Below are 18,118 nucleotides of genomic sequence, written 5' to 3' on the forward strand. Positions count from 1 at the left end.
CGGGCAGACCCCGGGCAGACCCCGGGCAGACCCCGGGCAGACCTCGGACAGACCCCGGACAGACCCCGGACAGCCTCGGACGGACCTCGGGCAGAGAAGGCGGAGCCGACAGAGCAGCTCAGCGCAGGCGCCGCCTCCCCGGCATGAACGTGAACACCGCGCCGCCCAGCAGGATCGCCGTGCCGGCGACCAGGCCCAGGGCCTTGAGTGCACCGTTGTCCTCGGCGCCGGTCTCGGCCAGGCCGCCGCCCGTCGACGAGCTCGAGCCGCCCGCCGTGCCCGAAGCCGCGGAACCACCGGCCGCGCCGCTCGCCTGCTGCGTGGTGTCCAGGGTGAGGGAGACCATCGACTCGGTCGGCGTGCAGGTCGTGGTCGTGCCGAGGGCGTTGATCGTCAGGACACCCGGCGACAGGGTCGACTCGCCCGTGGCGCCCGGCTTGTAGGTACCGGTGAGGTCCGGGATCTCGATCGGGTCGCCGGACTTGATGTCCTCGGCGTTCGTGGGGCCCTCCACATGGACGGTGCCCTTGTCGGCGCCGCCGAGGGCCACCTCCATCGACGGCTTGACCGAGCCCTTGGGGATGTCGGCCGGGCTGTCCATCACCGACTTCTTGAACTGGACGGTGAGGTCGTAGCTCCCGCCGTTCTTCTTGGCGTCGATCTGCACCGGCGAGGTCGCGTCCTTGTCCCCGATGGGCGTCTTGCAGGCGTACGGCACCTGGACCTCCTTGCCGGTGAAGTCCGTCTGGCCGTCACCGCCGCCGGTCCCACCGCCGCCCGTGTCCGTGCCCTGGCTCTCGGTGGCCGAGGCGCTCGGTGTCGCCGTCGGGGTCGCGGACGCGCTGTCCGTCGGATCCGGCGACTGAGTGGGCGTCGAAGTCCCGTCCCCCGCCGCCACGTTGATGGTCGCCGCCGGCTGGACGGCCTGAGTCGGCGCGCACTTCGTGTCCGTCGACATGACGTTGATGTCGTACGCGTCCGGCGTCAGCGTCACCTCCCCCGGCGCCGTCAGCTTCAGCGTGCCCTTCATGTCGGACAGCACCATCTCGCCGCCCTTGGGAATGGCGGGGTTCTCGCGCGGTCCCTGCATCGCGACGTCGGCGGTCTGCGCACCGGCCGCCTTGAGGGTGCCGGACGGCTGGACGGAGTCGGCCGGCAGGTCGATCAGGTCCGGGTTCTTCGAGGCGGCCTGCACGAACTTCCACACCACCTCGACCTCGTCGCCGACCGTCGCCGTGGCCGGCGCGGTGATCTCCACCTCGGTGGTGCCGTCGACAGGGGGCAGTCCGGCGGCCGCGGGCGGCACGCACCGGGTCGCGTACGCCACCTCGGCGGCCTGGGCGGGCACGGCGGCGACGCCGAGCACCAGGGCGACGCCCGCCGCCCCCGCCCCCACTCTTCGTACACCGAGTACGCCGACCGGTGTGACTCTCCTTCGCATGCTCACGGGGGTCCCTTCCTGGTGGGAGTCGTTGGACTCGTCGGGTTGTCGTCGTGCGGTGCGGAGAGCCGACCGGCCGTCCCCGGATCGGCGTCCGGGGTGAACCACGGCAGGGTCGAAGCGGCGGGGGGCGGCTGGGCCGAGGGGGACCTCAGCCCCGGCAACCCCGGCAGCCGCAGGGCGAGTTCGGGCATCCGAAGTCCTGGGCGGCCACCGCGGGCCCCGCCCGGGCGTCGCGGCCGTACCCGGTCCACCACCGCCATCCCGGCGCGGAACACCGCGGCCGGCACGACCAGGCAGACCAGAACCCAGAACAGGGTCACGCCCCAGGGCCGCCCCACGCCCCAGGGCTGCTCGGCGAGGACCTTCCCGCCGTATTTCAGCGACACCGTGTAGTCGCCGTGCGCGCCGCCCGTCAGCTCGACGGGCAGCTCGATCCGTGCCTTCTTCCCCGGCCGGATCGTGCCGCGCCACTGCTGTTCCTCCCACTGCGGGGCGAACACGCCGTGGGAGGTACCGACCTGGAAGACGGGGTTCTTGACGGCGGACGTGCCGACGTTGCCGACGGTGAAGACCAGGGTGCGGGCGGGCGGTGCCCCGAACCAGGTCAGCAGCCCGCTCGACCCGTCGAGCCGGGTGTCGGTGAGGACCGACAGCCGTCCGCCCGACGGCTCGGCGGGCAGCGGTTCGACCGCGTGCCCGGCGACCTGGAAGATCGCGTCGGCCTCGGCCTTCGCCCCCTCCACCGTCGCCACGTGCACCACGCACGGACATGGCACCGGCGGCTCGGCGACCGGCAGCTTCCGGCTGAACCGCCCCTCGGCGTCGGTGGTCACGGCCCGGCCGTCCGCGTTGGCGCAGGAGTTGGTGCCGCCGACCACACCCCGCGACGGTACGGACTGCCCGCAGACCAGGATCATCAGCAGCGCCCGCGCCCGCCAGCCGTCCCCGGTGACGGTGATCGAACCCCCCGTCCCCGCCTGCGACTTGGACAACCTCACACTCGGCCCGTCCGCTGCCGCACCCGTGCCCGTGCCCGCCGAGGACAGCAGGAGCAGCGCGAGCACCATGACCAGCACCGGAATCCGCCGCACCTTGCCGCTCACGTCATCGCTCCCGTCAACTCGACGTCCGTACGCGGAGATTCGGCCGGCTCGCCGCTACGGCGCCCAAGCCGTCGTACGACGACGAAGGCGCCGAGCAGAGCCGCCGCCGCACCCCCGGCCCCCGCCACCGCACCCCACGGCACGAACCGCGCCGAGGCCTCCCCCGTGTCGTGCGCCCCGTCCGCCGCCGTCACCGTCAGCCGTACGTCGACCGCGTCCAGGGCGGGCCGGTCGGGCCACCGCTCGAAGAGGCGGACGCGGCGGCCCGGCGGCAGTTCGACGGGGAGGGTGCGAGGGGCGCGGTCCAGGACCGGACCGAACAGGCCGTCCGCGCGCACGGCGAGCTTCGGCACGAGGGCCGTCGTGCCGCGGTTGACCAGCTCGTACGTGATGCGGTCGCCGTGGACGGCCACGTCCTCGACGGTCAGCGCGGACAACCGCGGCACGGTGACGCGCAGTTGGAGACCGACGCGCCGGGTGCCGCCGTCCGCGTCGCGCGCGACGATCTCGGCCCTGCGGTCTCCGGGCGGGACTCTCACCGTGAAGGGGACGTCGGCGCGGGTACGGGCGGGGACGCGTACGGCGGTCTCGGCGAAGGCGACCGGGACGCCGGTGCCGTGAAGCCGTACGGTGATCGCCCCGGCGCCCCGGTTCGTCACGGACACCGTGTCCTGCAGGACGCTCCCGGGGGTGCCCTCGCCGTAGAAGGACGGGCGCCCGCCGCCGGAGGGCGCGAGGGACCACCCGTCGGCGGCGGCGGCCGTGGGGACGGGGCTCAGCAGGACCAGCAGCGACAGACACAGGACACGGGTGGCGGACGGCATCGGCGGCTCCGTCAAGGAGGGGCGGCGCGCTGGGGGTGCCCCCAGTCGTTGAGCACTGGGGGAGCCTCGTCGGGTGGCCGGGCGAGGGGCGGGCGTACGGCTGCATCCGTCAGCGGCGCGCCGCCTGGTTCCTCCGCGTCAGCCACAGCGCGCCCGCCGCGCCCGCGAGCAGCACCGTGCCGCCCAGGGTGCCGAGGGCGATCGCGGAGTCCTCGGGGCCGGTCTGCGGCAGGTCGGTTCCGGAGTCGCCCGAGTCGGAGCCGCTCTGCGGGACGCCACCGCCCGCCGCCGTGACGTCCAGGCTCAGCGACGGCCCGGGACTGTTCGTCGGCGTGCAAGTCGTCGTCGTACCCAGCGCCTTGATGGTGAGCACACCCGCGGTGAAGGTGACCTTGCCGGTCTTCTTCGGTGTGTACGTGCCCGACAGGTCGTTGATCTTGATGGGAGTGTTCGCGGGGATCGCGGCCTGGTTGGCGGGACCGGTCACCGCGAGGGTCCCGCTGTCGGCGCCGCCCAGTTTGACGGTGGCACTCGGGTTCATCGCACCCTTGCCCAGTTCGACGGGGCTGGAGGAGACGCCCTTCTGCCACGACATGGTGACCTTGTAGCCACCGCCGCTCTTGACGGCCTCGATGTCGATGGGCGAGACGGCGCTCTTGTCGCCGATCGGCGTCTTGCACTGGTAGTTGACGTCGACGACCTCGGCGTGGGCTGCGGGGGCGGCCATCAGCACCGCCGAGCCGGCCAGGGCCGCGGCGGACGCGAGCGCGGCGGTTCGTTTCTGGTACGTCCGGTTCGACACCTCGGGGCCTCATTCCTGACGGCACATCAGATCGGCCGTCAAGGTACGCCCGGGGTCGTGGAGAGGGAAGACAAAGTGCGCGTCGGATCTGTGGTGATCCGACGCGTGCGACGTGACGTACGAAGAGCGATTCGAACCGCGGGTAACCCCTGTTGGCGGGTTACGCGGGTGCCCCCAGCTCGGCCCAGACCCGCTTGCCCGAGACCCCGGGGGTGCGAACGACCCCCCAGTCCAGGCACAGCCGCTGCACGATGAACATGCCGTGGCCGCCGGGGCGGCCGGCGCGATGCGGGGTGCGCGGGGACGGCTGGCCGGTGCCCTTGTCGGAGACCTCGACCCGGATCACCTTCCTGTCGCAGGTGATCCACATCTCGTCCGGGCCCTCGGCGTGCAGACAGGCGTTGGTGACCAGTTCGGAGACCACGAGCAGCACGTCCTCGGCGGCGGCCCGCTGGTCGGCGGTCGCGGCGGGCAGCCAGCCCCACGCGTACAGCGCCTGGCGGGTGAAGTCACGGGCGAGCGGGACGACACCGCTCTCGCCTTCGAAACTCAGCCTGCGGACCTGACGCCCACGCCCCCCCGACGACACGACCACATCCCCGTCTGACGCCCCGGACTCGGGCGCGCCCCTCTCGGACGCCCCGGTCTCGGGCGCGCCCCTCTCGGACGCTCCGGAAGCGCCGCTGGGCTCCGGGCGGCGGTCGCCCGGCGGGTAAGGCCGGGTGGTGCTCATCAGCGCTTCACCTCACCGATTCACCAGTTCACGATTCAAAAGTCCCGCGCAGTCCGTCCCTGCGCAGTCGGTCACCGAACAGTCAGTACGGGAGTCTCCTGCCCGACCGGACCGGTAGAACACCCCTGCATTCGGCACGAAAGCCGTGACACCTGAAAGGCGCTGGTCACAGGGGGACGAGCGAGGCACGGTCACCATGGTCGGGCAGGCCCCGCCGGCTCAGCCGGTCTCGCCCGACTCGTCGGCCAAGGCCGCATCCAGGGTGTCATGGACAGTGAAGACAGCATCGGCCCCCGTGATCTCGAAGACGCGTGCCACCACGGGCAGCATCCCCGCCAGATGCACCCCACCCCCGGCAGCCTCGGCCTTCAGTCGTGCGCCCAGCAGAACGTTCAGCCCGGTGGAGTCGCAGAACTCCAGACGCGAGCAGTCGACCACCAGTCGACTGAACCCCTTGTCAAGGCAGTCCTCGAGTGGCTCACGCAACAAATCGGCGGTGTGGTGATCCAACTCACCCGCCGGGGTCACAACGGCGCTGGAGCCCGTTTCCCGAACCTCGACCAGAAGCCGGCCCGACTGTGCGCTGCCGACTGTCCCGCGGTCCATGCCGTCTTCTCTCCCGACGTCGTGGCTGCTGACTGACGCCCCCGAACACTACGCCTTCTCCACACCCTCCGACACCCGAACAACCGCCCACAAACGGACATAACCGCACATAATGCACTTGCGGTGGCCTCGGGAAACCGGGTAGGGCTAGTAGGGACACGTACTCGACACGGCCGGCTTTGGAGGCGCCGCACACCGCAGTGCACAAACTGGCTTCGGCAGCCATATGCCGAGAACGATGGAGGACATCATGTCACCCCGGCTCGACGCATCGCATACCCATGAAGCGACGTCGACATCCCCCCCGGAACATCTGGATCCCATCGAGCAGGACGACGTACTCGCAGGGCTCCCGGAGATCCCCCCTTATGACGAGGTGGGGCCGATGGACGCACGGGCTCTGTCGAAGACCCTCTTCGCGCGCCTCGAGTCGCTGGAGGAGGGCACCCACGAGTACTCGTACGTCCGCAACACGCTCGTCGAACTCAACCTCGCCCTGGTCAAGTTCGCCGCCTCCCGCTTTCGCTCCCGCAGTGAGCCGATGGAGGACATCATCCAGGTCGGCACGATCGGCCTGATCAAGGCGATCGACCGCTTCGAACTCAGCCGTGGTGTGGAGTTCCCCACCTTCGCGATGCCAACCATCGTGGGCGAGATCAAGCGCTTCTTCCGCGACACGTCGTGGTCCGTGCGCGTACCGCGTCGGCTTCAGGAACTCCGGCTCGACCTGGCCAAGGCCGGCGACGAGCTGGCCCAGAAGCTGGACCGCGCGCCCACCGTGGGCGAACTCGCGGAGCGCCTGGGCCTGTCCAAGGACGAGGTCGTCGAGGGCATGGCGGCCTCGAACGCGTACACCGCCTCCTCCCTGGACGCCCAGCCCGAGGAGGACGACTCCGAAGGCGCCCTCGCGGATCGCATCGGCTACGAGGACCACGGGCTCGAAGGCATCGAGTACGTCGAGTCGTTGAAGCCGCTCATCGCGGAACTCCCCTCCCGCGACCGCACGATCCTCTCCCTGCGCTTCGTCGCGGGCATGACCCAGTCCGAGATCGGCGACGAACTCGGCATCTCGCAGATGCACGTGTCCCGGCTGCTGTCGCGGACGCTGGTGCGGCTGCGGAAGGGGCTGACGGTCGAGGAGTGACGGCGGGCGCCGCCGCGCGCCGTCGACGGTGACTGCGCGACCCGGCCCGTGTGGGCCGGGTTGCGGCCGTTGCGCTCAGGCGGATCGTCGGTGACTCTTCGACGGCTGTTCGACGGCTCTTCGGCGAATCTTCGGCGGATCTTCGACGGCTGAAAGCTTGCTGTTACCCGGGGGAACCCCTTTCCTCACGGGGATCTCGTCCATCACTATGGTCACCCTTCACAGACTGGCTGGTACGTCAGGACGGGCGGGGTTGGCTTCGCGGGGGCGAGGAGGCGGGTGGATGGCTGGGGTCGACGGGACCGACGGCGACGAGGGCGACGAGGGCGGGCGTGGCCCGTACGCCGCCGCCTCCGACGCACGCCTCACCGAACTCCTGCGCGCCGACACGACCACCGCGTACCTGGCCCTCCAGGAACTCCGCGCCCGCCACCGCACACCGGTCCTCGCCTACGCCCGCCTGTACGCGACCAGCGATTCCGTCGCAGGGCAGTTGACCGGGGCGGTCTTCGCCCTCGCTGCCCGGGAGACGGCACGCGGCATCGACCCCGGCGTCCCGTGGCGGCACCGTCTCCTGCTGCTGACGGGACGGGTGGCCGCGTCCTGGCCCACGGACCAACGCGCGGCCGGCCTCGACGCGAGCCTGCTGCTGGTCCTGAACACGACGGCTGCGGATGTCCCCGTCCCGCCTCTCCTCGCCCCGTTCCAGTCGCTGCCGTCCCGGGCGCAGGGGCTGATCTGGTACGGCGTGGTGGAGCGGGAAACGCCGGAGCGAACGGCCGCCTACCTCGGCCTCACCCGCGAGGACGTGACGTACGGCACCGACCAGGCCCTCCAGTCCATGGCCCAGGCCTGCCTGCGCGCCCGCCTCGCGGCCTCCGAGGACCCTCGCTGCGGCGACTTCCGCCGGCTCATCGAGGAGTCCGTACGCCCGGACAACCCACGCGAGAGCCCCGACCTGCACGCCCACATGGCGCACTGCTCCCACTGCACGACGGCGTACGAGGAACTGACCGCCCTGCGGGACGCGCCGCGCACGGTGCTGGCGGAGGGGCTGCTGCCGTGGGCGGGGACGGCGTATGCGGCGCGCGAGAGACGGGCCCGAAGCGTGGAGCCCCTTGCCCCGTCCGGCACTTGGCAGCCGTCCCGCCGCCTGGTGCTGACCTCGGCGGCGCTCGGTGTGGCGGTGGCACCGCTGTTGGTGTTCCTGCTGACGCAGGGTGGCGGTTCGCCGTCGCAGGAGTCGGCAGGCGCCGCGGTGACCACGCCGTCGGACCCCCCTCCGGTGACGGTGACGGCGACGGTCTCGGCGACGCCGTCTCCATCGGCGGCGAACAAGTCGCCGTCGCCTTCCCCGACGACGACGAGGAGTTCGACCCCGACGAGGACGGCCTCGGCGAGCCCCGCACCGTCGCGGTCGCCGTTCCGCCCGCCGGGTGGGACGTACGCCCAAGTGGTGAACGTCGCCACGGGCCGCTGCCTGGACGTCTCCGGCTCCTTCGAGAACCGCACGGACGTCGTCACGGCCCCGTGCGACGCGTCCCCCTCCCAGCGCTGGCGCGTCGACGCCGGTCGAGGTGTCGTGCAATCGTCCGCCGACCCCGACTTCTGCCTCGACAGCCGAGGTGGCGTCGACAAGGGCGTCGGCATCTGGGAGTGCGACTCGGTGGAGGGCCGCAACGGCGACAACCTCAGGTTCACGGTGGACGACGACGGGGTGATCCGCCCGGCTGTCGCGATCGCGACGGCGCTCACGCCGGTGAGCGGCGGGCTGTCGTTGGAGCCGTTGAGCGGAGGCGGGGAGCAGGTGTGGCGGGCGGGAGCGGGCTGACTTTTGACCTCGCCACGGCGAGAGAGGCCAGGGCCCGATGTAAGGATTCCGGCGGCAGTGCCCGGTGATCTCCCTCAGCTACCTGCACCGAATCTTCGAGCAGTCGCAGGGCGAAACGGTCGCGGCCTGGATCCGACAGCCGACGGCTGGAGAGCGCCCGCCGCGACCTGGCGGCCCCCTCGCTGCACAAGACCCCGATCCACGCCGTCGCCGCCTGCTGGGGAATCCCCCGCGCCTCCGACTTCACCCGCGCCTTCCGAGCCGCCTACGGCCTCCCGCCCAAGGAATACCGGCTGCAGGCACTCTCCGCGCGGAAGTAGACGCAACGCCAAGCAAGTGTGGACGGAGTGCCAACACAGCCGGACAACGTCCAGGCATTCTCGATCATGCGCAGGTCATCGACTTGGCGACCACCCTTGGGTCGTCTGCCGTCGCTGCGGCCCTGCTTTCGTGAGTTGCGAGTTCTTCGGGGGTACCCACGAAAGCAGGGCCGCAGTCAGGCGGAGGGCGTTCGAAGCTCAGACCTCGCGCACGCCCCGCCGCCACACCCCACTCACCAGTGGCACCCCCGGCCGATACGCCAGATGCACATGGCTCGGCGCATCGAGAAGCGTCAGGTCGGCGTACGCCCCCGGCGTGAGATGGCCGACGTCCGTGCGGCGCAGGGCCCGCGCTCCGCCCGCCGTCGCCGACCACACCGCCTCGTCCGGCGTCATCCCCATGTCGCGTACCGCGAGCGCGATGCAGAAGGGCACGGACGAGGTGAAGGACGAGCCCGGGTTGCAGTCGGTCGACAGAGCGACCGTGACCCCCGCGTCGAGGAGGCGGCGGGCGTTCGGCCATTCGGCACGGGTGGAGAACTCGGCGCCGGGGAGCAACGTGGCGACCGTACGGCCGCTCGCCAGCGCATCGACATCCGCGTCCGTCAGGTGCGTGCAGTGGTCGGCGCTGGCGGCGTCCAGTTCGACGGCCAGCTGCACGCCGGGACCGTACGACAGCTGGTTGGCGTGGATGCGCGGGTGCAGTCCCTTCGCCTTGCCCGCCGTGAGGATCGCGCGGGCCTGGTCGCCGTCGAAGGCGCCCTTCTCGCAGAAGACGTCGATCCAACGGGCGTACGGGGCACAGGCGTCGAGCATCTCGCCGGTGACGAGGGCGACGTACGCGGCGGGGTCGTCGGCGTAGTCGGGGGAGACGATGTGGGCGCCGAGGTAGGTGACCTCGTCGGTGTGGGCGGCGGCGATGCGCAGGGCGCGGGACTCGTCGGCGACGGTCAGGCCGTAGCCGGACTTCGTTTCGAAGGTGGTCGTGCCCTGGCGGAGGGCTTCGGCGAGGTAGCGGGTGAGGTTGCGTTCGAGGGCGTCGTCGCTCGCGGCGCGGGTCGCGGCGACCGTCGTGCGGATGCCGCCCGCGCTGTACGAGCGCCCCGACATCCGGGCGTTGAACTCCGCCGTCCGGTCGCCCGCGAAGACCAGGTGGGAGTGGGAGTCGACGAAGCCCGGGAGGACCGCGCGTCCGGCGGCGTCGACGCGATTGTCAGTGGCGGGTGCTTTGCTTGATTCACCGGTCCAAGCGATGCGGTCGCCGTCGATGACGACGGCCGCGTCCTGGATCAGACCGAGGGGGGAACCGTCACCGAGGGAGGGGTCGTTGGTGACCAGCGTGGCGATGTTGGTGATGACAGTGCTGCTGCTCATCGTGTCCTCGTGGGCTGTGGCGTGGGGTTCGGTGGGATTCAAGGGCGCAGGGCTTCCACGGCGGCCGCCAGCGCCTGCGGCACATCCGGTACGAGCGCGTGCGTCCCGTCGCGTACGACGTGCCGCCCGCCCACGATCGTGTGCCGCACGTCCGCTGCCGTCGCCGCGAATACGGCCGTCTCGGCGCCGAGCCTGGGCAGCGGCCCCGCTGTTCTGACCGAGTCGAGCGCGATCGTCGTGAGGTCGGCGAGCGCGCCGGGCTCGATGGTGCCCGCCTCGTCCCAGCCGAGGGCGGCGTGCCCGTCGGCGGAGGCGGCCCGCAGCAGGGCGGCGGCCGTCCAGTGGCCGCGGGTGCGGGTTCGCAGGCGCTCGTCGAGCTCCATCGCGCGTGCCTCTTCGAGCAGGTCGATGACGGCGTGGCTGTCGGAGCCGAGGGAGAGCGGGGAGCCCGCCTGCTGGAGGGCGGCTGCGGGGCCGATGCCGTCGGCCAGGTCGCGCTCCGTCGTGGGGCACATGCAGGTGCCGGTCCCCGAGTCGCCGAGCAGGGCGATGTCCTCGTCCGTGAGGTGCGTGTTGTGGACACCGGTGGTGCGCGGCCCGAGGACGCCGTGCTCGGCGAGGAGCCGCGCCGGCGTGCAGCCGTGCGCCTCCCGGCAGGCGTCGTTCTCGGCCGTCTGCTCGGACAGGTGCACATGGAGCGGGGCCCTCCGCTCCTCGGCCCACTGCGCCACTGTCGCCAACTGCCGGGCGGGCACGGCCCGTACGGAGTGAATGGCGGCCCCGATCCGCGCGTGATCCCGGTCCTTGAGAACTGAACAGCGTTCCGCCCAGGCGTCCGCGCTCCCGTCGGAGAAGCGGAGCTGGTGGGCGTTGGGCGGCTGTCCGAAGCCGGAGGAGAGGTAGGCGGTGTCGAGGAGGGTGATGCGAATACCGGCTTCGGACGCGGCGTCGACGAGGGCCTCGCCCATCGCGTTCGGGTCGGCGTACGGGGTGCCGCCCGGGGCGTGGTGCAGGTAGTGGAACTCGCCCACGGCCGTCACGCCGGCCAGCGCCATCTCCGCGTACACCGCGCGGGCGAGCGCGTGGTAGGTCTCCGGGGTCAGCCGGTCGGCGACGGAGTACATGACCTCGCGCCAGGTCCAGAAGGTGCCGGAGCCGACCTGGACGGTGCCGCGCAGGGCGCGGTGAAAGGCGTGCGAGTGGGCGTTCGCCAGGCCCGGGAGGGTCAGCCCGCGGAGGATCCCGGCGCCGGGGGGCGGGGTGGGGGCGTCCGTGCGTACGGCGGTGATGCGGCCGTCCGTGACCTCGACGACGACTCCCGGCTCGACGTGGGTGTCGAGCCAGGCGTGCTCCAGCCAGTACGTACGAGTCTGCTCCGTCGGCGTCACGTGCAGGCCAGCCCTTCCAGTACGTCGGCGAGTGCTCTCACCCCGGCCACGCAGTCGTCCTCCGCCGCGTACTCCGCCGGGGAGTGCGAGACGCCGGTGGGGTTGCGCACGAACAGCATGGCGGTCGGGATGCTCCCGGAGAGGATTCCGGCGTCGTGTCCGGCACCGGTACCCAGGACGGGCACCTTCAGGTCGGTGTCCTTGCCCAGGATGCGGGCGAGTTCGTCGCGCAGGGCGTGGTCGAACTCGACGACGGGCGTGAAGGACTCACGGACGACGTCGAGGTCGACGCCGTGTGCGGCGGCGTACTCACGGGCGGCCTTCTCGACCCCACCGATCACACGGTCCAGGCTCTCCTGGTCGGCGGCGCGGGAGTCGAGCCAGCCGCGCACCAGGGAGGGGATGGCGTTGACGCCGTTCGGCTCGACGGCGATCTTGCCGAAGGTGGCTACGGCACCGGCGAGTCGGGCCTCCCGGCGGGCGGCGAGCACGGTTTCGGCGTACGACAGCATGGGGTCGCGCCGGTCGACCAGCCGGGTCGTCCCCGCATGGTTGGCCTCGCCCCGGAAGTCGAACCGCCACCGTCCGTGCGGCCAGATGGCGCCGGCGATGCCGACCCGGTCGCCGCTGAGGTCGAGCGCCCGCCCCTGCTCGACGTGCAGCTCGACGAAGGCGCCGATGCGGGCGAGCCGCTCCGGGTCCGGCCCGATGGTCTCGGGGTCGTACCCGGCGGCCTCCATGGCCTGCGGCAGCGTGACCCCGTCGCCGTCGGTCAGCCTGTGTGCCCGCTCGACGGTGAGCTGCCCGGCGGCAAGACGCGACCCGACACAGGCGAGCCCGAACCGGGCGCCCTCCTCGTCCCCGAAGTTCACGATGGCGAGGGGCTTGGCGAAGGTGACCTGCCGCGCCCGGAGTTCATCAAGGGCGGCGAAGGAGGACACGACCCCGAGTGGCCCGTCGAAGGCCCCGCCATCGGGCACGGAGTCGAGATGCGACCCGGTGACGACGGCATCCCCGGCACCGGGATCCCCCAGCCAGGCCCACTGGTTCCCGTTCCGGTCCAGCTCGTAGGTCAGTCCACGTGCCTCGGCCTGCGCCTTGAACCAGGCCCTGCACTCGGCGTCTGCGCCGGTCCAGGCGAAGCGGCGGTAGCCGCCGGAGTCCGGGTGCCGGCCGATGGGGTGCAGCTCGCGCCACATCTCCTGGAAGGAACCGCCGGCCGGACCCGCGGACGGCGGCGAGACCTCAGCACCCACCGGGGAGTTGCCGCCACGCCCGCCCTCACGCTGGATCACGCGTCGTCACCTTCGCGCATCGGGACGCGGACGCCCCGCTCGTCGGCCACCGACTCCGCGATGTCGTACCCCGCGTCCACGTGCCGGATGACCCCCATACCGGGGTCGTTGGTCAGAACCCGGCGGATCTTCTCCCCGCCCAGCTTCGTACCGTCGGCCACCGTCACCTGCCCGGCGTGGATGGACCGCCCCATGCCGACGCCACCGCCGTGGTGGAGGGACACCCAGGACGCACCGGACGCCACGTTCACCATCGCGTTCAGCAGCGGCCAGTCGGCGATCGCGTCGGAGCCGTCGAGCATGGCTTCCGTCTCGCGGTACGGCGAGGCCACCGAACCGCAGTCGAGGTGGTCGCGGCCGATGGCCAGGGGCGCGGCCAGCTCGCCACTCGCGACCATGTCGTTGAACCGCTCGCCGGCCTTGTCGCGCTCGCCGTAGCCGAGCCAGCAGATACGGGCGGGCAGGCCCTGGAAGTGGACGCGCTCTCCGGCCATCTTGATCCAGCGGTGCAGGGACTCGTTCTCGGGGAAGAGGTCGAGGATCGCCTTGTCGGTCTTCGCGATGTCGGCCGGGTCGCCGGACAGCGCGGCCCAGCGGAAGGGGCCCTTGCCCTCGCAGAACAGGGGGCGGATGTAGGCGGGGACGAAGCCGGGGAAGGCGAACGCGCGGTCGTACCGGGCGAGTTGGGCCTCGCCGCGGATCGAGTTGCCGTAGTCGAAGACCTCCGCACCGGCGTCCATGAAGCCGACCATGGCCTCGACATGACGCGCCATCGACTCGCGGGCGCGGGTGGTGAAGCCCGCCGGGTCCTTGGCCGCGGCCGACGCCATGTCGTCGAAGTCGACGCCCACCGGGAGGTACGCCAGCGGGTCGTGCGCCGAGGTCTGGTCGGTGACGATGTCGACGGGGGCGCCCTCGGCGAGCATGCGCGGGAGCAGCTCGGCGGCGTTGCCGAGCAGGCCGATGGAGAGGGGGCGGCGGGCGTCGCGGGCCTCGACGGCCAGCTGGAGGGCGTGCTCCGGGGAATCGGCCTTGACGTCGAGGTAGCGGTGCTCGATGCGGCGCTCGATGGCGCGCGGGTCGCAGTCGATACAGATCGCGACACCGTCGTTCATGGTGACGGCGAGCGGCTGAGCGCCGCCCATGCCGCCGAGGCCGGCGGTGAGGGTGATCGTCCCGGCGAGGGTGCCGCCGAACTTCTTCGCGGCGACGGCGGAGAAGGTCTCGTAGGTGCCCTGGAGGATGCCCTGGGTGCCGATGTAGATCCAGGAGCCGGCGGTCATCTGCCCGTACATGGTCAGGCCGAGGGCCTCCAGGCGCCGGAACTCCTCCCAGTTGGCCCAGTCGCCGACGAGGTTGGAGTTGGCGATGAGGACGCGCGGGGCCCACTCGTGGGTCTGCATGACGCCGACGGGGCGGCCGGACTGGACGAGCATCGTCTCGTCCTGCTTGAGGGTACGCAGCGTGCGGACCATGGCGTCGAAGGAGCGCCAGTCGCGGGCCGCCTTGCCCGTGCCGCCGTAGACGACGAGCTTGTCGGGGTGCTCGGCGACCTCCGGGTCGAGGTTGTTCTGCAGCATCCGCAGAGCGGCTTCCTGCTGCCATCCCAGGGCGCTCAGTTCCGTACCGCGCGGCGCTCGTACGGGGCGGGGTCCTGACATGGTCTGCCTCCTGGCTCCTGGTGGATTGCTCCCAGCGGATTTCTTACTGTCGATATTCACATCCTGGCGTTCTGAATAGAACTAGTCAATACGTTCCTGCGTCGGCGTGGGTGGGGCACGGATGTTTCGCTGGACTCATAGGCGCGGGAATCGACGGGAAACGACAGGACGGGGGACGTTGTGGACAAGGGCAACAGCAGCGCGGGTGGACCGGGCGGCGACACCGACGGAGAGCGGGCCGTCCGCCGGGACGAGGCCGTTCGCGCGGCCGTGGAGCAGGGGCTGCTCGGACCCGGCTCCCCCATAGTCGGCCTGCTGGACGTCACCGGCATCCGGGAGTCCGCGGCGGCGCTGCGCGCGGCCTTCGACGAGGTCACGGCGCCCGGCACGCCCGTGCTGCACGCCTTCGCGGTGAAGGCGACCCCACTGGTGCCGGTGCTGCGGCTGCTGCGGGAGGAGGGCATCGGCGCGGAGGTGGCGAGCCCGGGCGAACTGGCGCTGGCACGGGCGGCGGGACTGCCACCCGGGCGGACGGTCCTGGACTCGCCCGCCAAGACTCCGGCCGAGCTGCGGGAGGCCCTGGCGCTGGGGATCGCCGTCAACGCCGACAACCCGCAGGAGCTGGATCGCATCGACGGTCTGATGAGGTCGGCGGCCAGTCGCTCCCCCATCGGGATCCGAGTGAACCCGCAGGTCGGGGCAGGGGCCATCGAAGCGCTCTCCACCGCCACGGCGACCTCGAAGTTCGGGGTGGCCCTGCGCGACGAGGGGGCGCGCGAGTGGGTGGTGCGGGCGTACGCCGAGCGCCCCTGGCTGTCCCGGCTGCACGCGCACACCGGGTCGCAGGGCGTCCCGCTGTCACTGATGGCCGAGGGCGTGGCTGCGACGTACGCGCTCGCGGAGGAGATCAACCGGCGGATCGGGCGTCCGCAGATCGACACGATCGACATCGGCGGCGGGCTGCCGGTGAACTTCGCGTCGGACGTGACGACACCGACGTACGCGGACTACGCGCGGGTGCTGAAGGAGTCCGTGCCGGGGCTGTTCGACGGGCGGTACGGGCTGGTGACCGAGTTCGGGCGGTCGCTGCTGGCGAAGCACGGGACGGTGGTGGCGCGGGTCGAGTACGCCAAGAGCGCGGGCGGACGACCGGTCGCGGTGACGCACGCGGGCGTGCAGGTGGCGACACGGACGGTGTACGCGCCGGGGGCGTGGCCGCTCAGGATCGCCGCGTACGACGGCAAGGGGCGGCCCAAGGAGGGGCCCGAGGTGGTGCAGGACGTCGCCGGGCCGGCGTGCTTCGCGGGCGACCTGCTCGCCCAGGCGTATCCACTGCCGCTCCTCGAGCAGGGCGACTACGCGGCGGCGCTGGACACGGGCGCGTACTACTTCGCGCACCACTACGCGTACAACTCCCTCACCCGGCCCGGAATTTACGGTTTCGCGCCGGACGGGGCCGGGGGCACCGACTTCGCGACCGTGCGGGAGACGCAGACCGTCGAGGAGATCGTGGCCGAGTCGGGAGGGGCGCACGCCGCCGCGCTCACCACCCTCCGCACACCCGGGCGCCGTTGACGCACCCCGGTGGATCTGGTGATCAACTGTCCTGAGCACAGGGCCAGTTGACCCACCTTAGTCACTCGCCGCATGTTCCACCGGAAAATGCCAGAACCCTCACCCGCCGCGCACACGTTGCGTAGCTTCGGCGTCACTCAGCCGAACCCCAGGCGGGAGGGGAACCACGGTGCCCGGAATCGACGAGTGCCTGCTCGAAGCCATGCGACTGCCCGGTGCCCGGGGCGCCGCACTGGTCGACTGGACGAGCGGGCTGGCCCTGGGCGCCGTCGGGGAGTCCCCGGGCGGCGACCAGGAGACAGCCGCGGTGGAGGCCGCGGAGCTCGCCCGGCTCGCCGCCGAGCAGCACGCCTTCGCACCTGACGACTACGACGAACACGACGATCACGACGAAGGAGGAAATGACGACGGCGCCGATCCGCCCGTCGAGGACCTGATCATCAGCAACCGGGACAGCTACCACGTGCTGCGGTTCGTGCGGACGTCCTTCGACAGCAGCGTGTGTCTGCACCTGTGGCTGGCCCGCACGGAGGGCAACCTCGCGCTGGCCCGCATCCGGCTCGGCGAGATGGCCGGACGGCTGGTGCTGGGATGACCGCCGTGCAGACCACCCCGCCGCCACGGCTGCCGATGCGGGACAAGACGGCGGCCCGGGACCGGGGCTGGGGCGGCGTCTCGCCGATGCTGACCCGGCTCGCCGCCGAGCGGGCCACGGGCGTCCTGGTCCGCGAGCGCGGCACGCTCCATCTCGCCGAGGGCCGAGTGGTGCACGCCGACAGCCCGGCCGCCCCCGGCCTCGACGTCCTGCTCACCGCCCGCGGCACCCTCGACGCCGACGCCTGGCGGCAGGCGCTGGCCGAGACCGGCGACCGGCACCGCGCCGGCCACCTCCTGGTCGACGGCGGGCACCTCGCCCAGGGCGTGCTGGAGCTGTGCCGGCTGACCGCGCTGTACGACGCCGCGTACTTCGCCCTCGCGCCCAGCAGCACGCCGGGCCGCTTCCGCTACGGCACCGAGGCCGGAGAGGATGCCGGGCCCGCGCCCACGTGCGGGTGCCCCATACCCGTGGCCGCCCTGGAGCGCGAGACCCTGCGCCGCCGGGACCTCCTGCACCGCATCTGGCCCGATCCGGCGACCGACGAGGCCCCGCTGACCCGGGCACACCGCGCCGTGCCCCCGGTTGCCACCTCCCGCCAGCGGGCCGTCCTCGCCGAACTGGACGACGTACGCACGGCGGCGGACATCGCGCGGGAACTGGGCCGCCCCGCGTTCCACACGCTCGTGGACGTACGGCGGCTGGCGGCGGCCGGCGTCGTGTCGCCCCGTCCACCGGCCCCCGTCGAAGCGCCCGACCCACCAAAAGCACCGGACCCGCTCGCAGGAATCCCGGCCGATGTCACCGACCCCCACGTCACGCTGCTGAAGAGGCTCAGGGATGCGCTGGAGGCCCTTTGAGTGGCAGCGGCCACAACAACGGACCCGCGCCGAGAGGAGAAGCCTGATGGCAGCGGAGGCCGACATCCTGGAGGAGTTGCGCCGGCTCAGAGCCCGCGTGCCCCAGCTCACCGGCGCCCTCGCGGCCGGCACCGACGGTCTCGTCCTCGCCCAGGACACCCCCGGCGTCGACCCGCAGAACGTGGCCGCGCTCACCACGACCGCCCGCGGCCTCGCCGCCCAACTGGCCGACGCGACCGGCCAGGGGGACTTCCGCGAGCTGCTCGTACGCGGGGTGTACGGCTACGTGGCCACGTACGCGGCGGGCCGAGGCGCCGTCCTGACCCTGCTCGCCCAGGACCGCGTCAACGTCGGCCGCCTGCACCTGGAGGGGCGGCGGGCGGGCGCCCGTATCGGGGAGCTCGTCGACGCCGCGGCGGCACCCGAGACCGCCGCGGCCACCCCGGCCAAGCCCCCCGCGAAAGCCCCCGCCAAGACCACCACCGCCGCGCGGACCAGAACCCCGCGCACACCACGCACCACCACCACGACCAGCAACGCCCGCACCACAACCGAAAGTTGAA

The 18,118-nt window shown here is 72.1% G+C and carries 16 protein-coding genes and 1 pseudogene; 7 read left to right on the plus strand and 10 right to left on the minus strand.

The genetic code is table 11. The features are described 5' to 3' along the window. Positions 1 to 118: 118 nt before the first annotated feature. The 6 genes from ADK57_RS23245 to ADK57_RS23270 form a co-directional block, all read right to left on the minus strand. Complete coding sequence (locus ADK57_RS23245; RefSeq protein ID WP_420711885.1) at positions 119 to 1,441, minus strand: hypothetical protein; 1,323 nt, start codon at positions 1,439 to 1,441, stop codon at positions 119 to 121. A 2-nt stretch (positions 1,442 to 1,443) separates the two neighbouring features. Continuing rightward, positions 1,444 to 2,511, minus strand: a complete 1,068-nt coding sequence (locus ADK57_RS23250; RefSeq protein ID WP_053751502.1) for a hypothetical protein — start codon at positions 2,509 to 2,511, stop codon at positions 1,444 to 1,446. 32 nt (positions 2,512 to 2,543) lie between these two features. Next, positions 2,544 to 3,371: a hypothetical protein gene (locus tag ADK57_RS23255; RefSeq protein WP_053751454.1), complete on the minus strand. Its 828-nt coding sequence runs from the start codon at positions 3,369 to 3,371 to the stop codon at positions 2,544 to 2,546. Positions 3,372 to 3,480: 109 nt separating this feature from the next. After that, the gene (locus ADK57_RS23260; protein WP_053751455.1) at positions 3,481 to 4,173 is read right to left on the minus strand and encodes an LPXTG cell wall anchor domain-containing protein; all 693 of its coding nucleotides are present in this window, start codon (positions 4,171 to 4,173) and stop codon (positions 3,481 to 3,483) included. Positions 4,174 to 4,333: 160 nt separating this feature from the next. After that, positions 4,334 to 4,906: an ATP-binding protein gene (locus ADK57_RS23265; protein WP_053751456.1), complete on the minus strand. Its 573-nt coding sequence runs from the start codon at positions 4,904 to 4,906 to the stop codon at positions 4,334 to 4,336. Between the two features lie 219 nt (positions 4,907 to 5,125). Further along, positions 5,126 to 5,512 carry an STAS domain-containing protein gene (locus ADK57_RS23270; protein WP_053751457.1) on the minus strand — a complete coding sequence of 129 codons (387 nt, stop codon included), beginning with the start codon at positions 5,510 to 5,512 and terminating at the stop codon, positions 5,126 to 5,128. A gap of 238 nt (positions 5,513 to 5,750) precedes the next feature. Here ADK57_RS23270 and ADK57_RS23275 point away from each other — a divergent pair, with 238 nt between their 5' ends. The 3 genes and pseudogenes from ADK57_RS23275 to ADK57_RS47780 all read left to right on the plus strand — a co-directional run. Beyond that, positions 5,751 to 6,656 (plus strand): RNA polymerase sigma factor SigF, encoded by a 906-nt coding sequence (locus ADK57_RS23275; RefSeq protein WP_053751458.1) that lies wholly within the window; start codon positions 5,751 to 5,753, stop codon positions 6,654 to 6,656. A 283-nt stretch (positions 6,657 to 6,939) separates the two neighbouring features. Beyond that, positions 6,940 to 8,487, plus strand: a complete 1,548-nt coding sequence (locus tag ADK57_RS23280; RefSeq protein WP_053751459.1) for an RICIN domain-containing protein — start codon at positions 6,940 to 6,942, stop codon at positions 8,485 to 8,487. Between the two features lie 67 nt (positions 8,488 to 8,554). Further along, positions 8,555 to 8,807: pseudogene (locus ADK57_RS47780) on the plus strand (helix-turn-helix transcriptional regulator); the annotation flags it as partial. A gap of 198 nt (positions 8,808 to 9,005) precedes the next feature. On the opposite strand, the gene hutI reads toward ADK57_RS47780, so the two are convergent. The 4 genes from hutI to hutU form a co-directional block, all read right to left on the minus strand. Next, the gene (gene hutI / locus ADK57_RS23285; protein ID WP_053751460.1) at positions 9,006 to 10,181 is read right to left on the minus strand and encodes an imidazolonepropionase; all 1,176 of its coding nucleotides are present in this window, start codon (positions 10,179 to 10,181) and stop codon (positions 9,006 to 9,008) included. A gap of 38 nt (positions 10,182 to 10,219) precedes the next feature. Continuing rightward, entirely contained in the window at positions 10,220 to 11,569 is a 1,350-nt protein-coding gene (locus ADK57_RS23290) for a formimidoylglutamate deiminase (RefSeq protein ID WP_053751461.1), read from the minus strand. Further along, positions 11,566 to 12,768: an allantoate amidohydrolase gene (locus tag ADK57_RS23295; protein WP_107091628.1), complete on the minus strand. Its 1,203-nt coding sequence runs from the start codon at positions 12,766 to 12,768 to the stop codon at positions 11,566 to 11,568. The genes ADK57_RS23290 and ADK57_RS23295 overlap by 4 nt, the downstream gene beginning before the upstream one ends. A 92-nt stretch (positions 12,769 to 12,860) precedes the next feature. Then, positions 12,861 to 14,525, minus strand: coding sequence for a urocanate hydratase (gene hutU / locus ADK57_RS23300; protein ID WP_053751462.1), 1,665 nt, complete (start codon positions 14,523 to 14,525; stop codon positions 12,861 to 12,863). A 180-nt stretch (positions 14,526 to 14,705) separates the two neighbouring features. Here hutU and ADK57_RS23305 point away from each other — a divergent pair, with 180 nt between their 5' ends. From ADK57_RS23305 to ADK57_RS23320, 4 genes are all read left to right on the plus strand, one after another. Further along, positions 14,706 to 16,100, plus strand: a complete 1,395-nt coding sequence (locus ADK57_RS23305) for a hypothetical protein (RefSeq protein ID WP_053751463.1) — start codon at positions 14,706 to 14,708, stop codon at positions 16,098 to 16,100. Between the two features lie 169 nt (positions 16,101 to 16,269). Continuing rightward, complete coding sequence (locus tag ADK57_RS23310; RefSeq protein WP_053751464.1) at positions 16,270 to 16,695, plus strand: hypothetical protein; 426 nt, start codon at positions 16,270 to 16,272, stop codon at positions 16,693 to 16,695. Continuing rightward, positions 16,692 to 17,555 (plus strand): hypothetical protein, encoded by an 864-nt coding sequence (locus tag ADK57_RS23315; RefSeq protein WP_053751465.1) that lies wholly within the window; start codon positions 16,692 to 16,694, stop codon positions 17,553 to 17,555. Before ADK57_RS23310 ends, ADK57_RS23315 begins: the two co-directional genes overlap by 4 nt. Positions 17,556 to 17,601: 46 nt before the next feature. Next, positions 17,602 to 18,117: a roadblock/LC7 domain-containing protein gene (locus tag ADK57_RS23320; RefSeq protein WP_199830663.1), complete on the plus strand. Its 516-nt coding sequence runs from the start codon at positions 17,602 to 17,604 to the stop codon at positions 18,115 to 18,117. The last annotated feature ends 1 nt before the right edge of the window (position 18,118 follow it).

The organism is Streptomyces sp. MMG1533 (assembly GCF_001279775.1).
Lineage (GTDB): Bacteria > Actinomycetota > Actinomycetes > Streptomycetales > Streptomycetaceae > Streptomyces.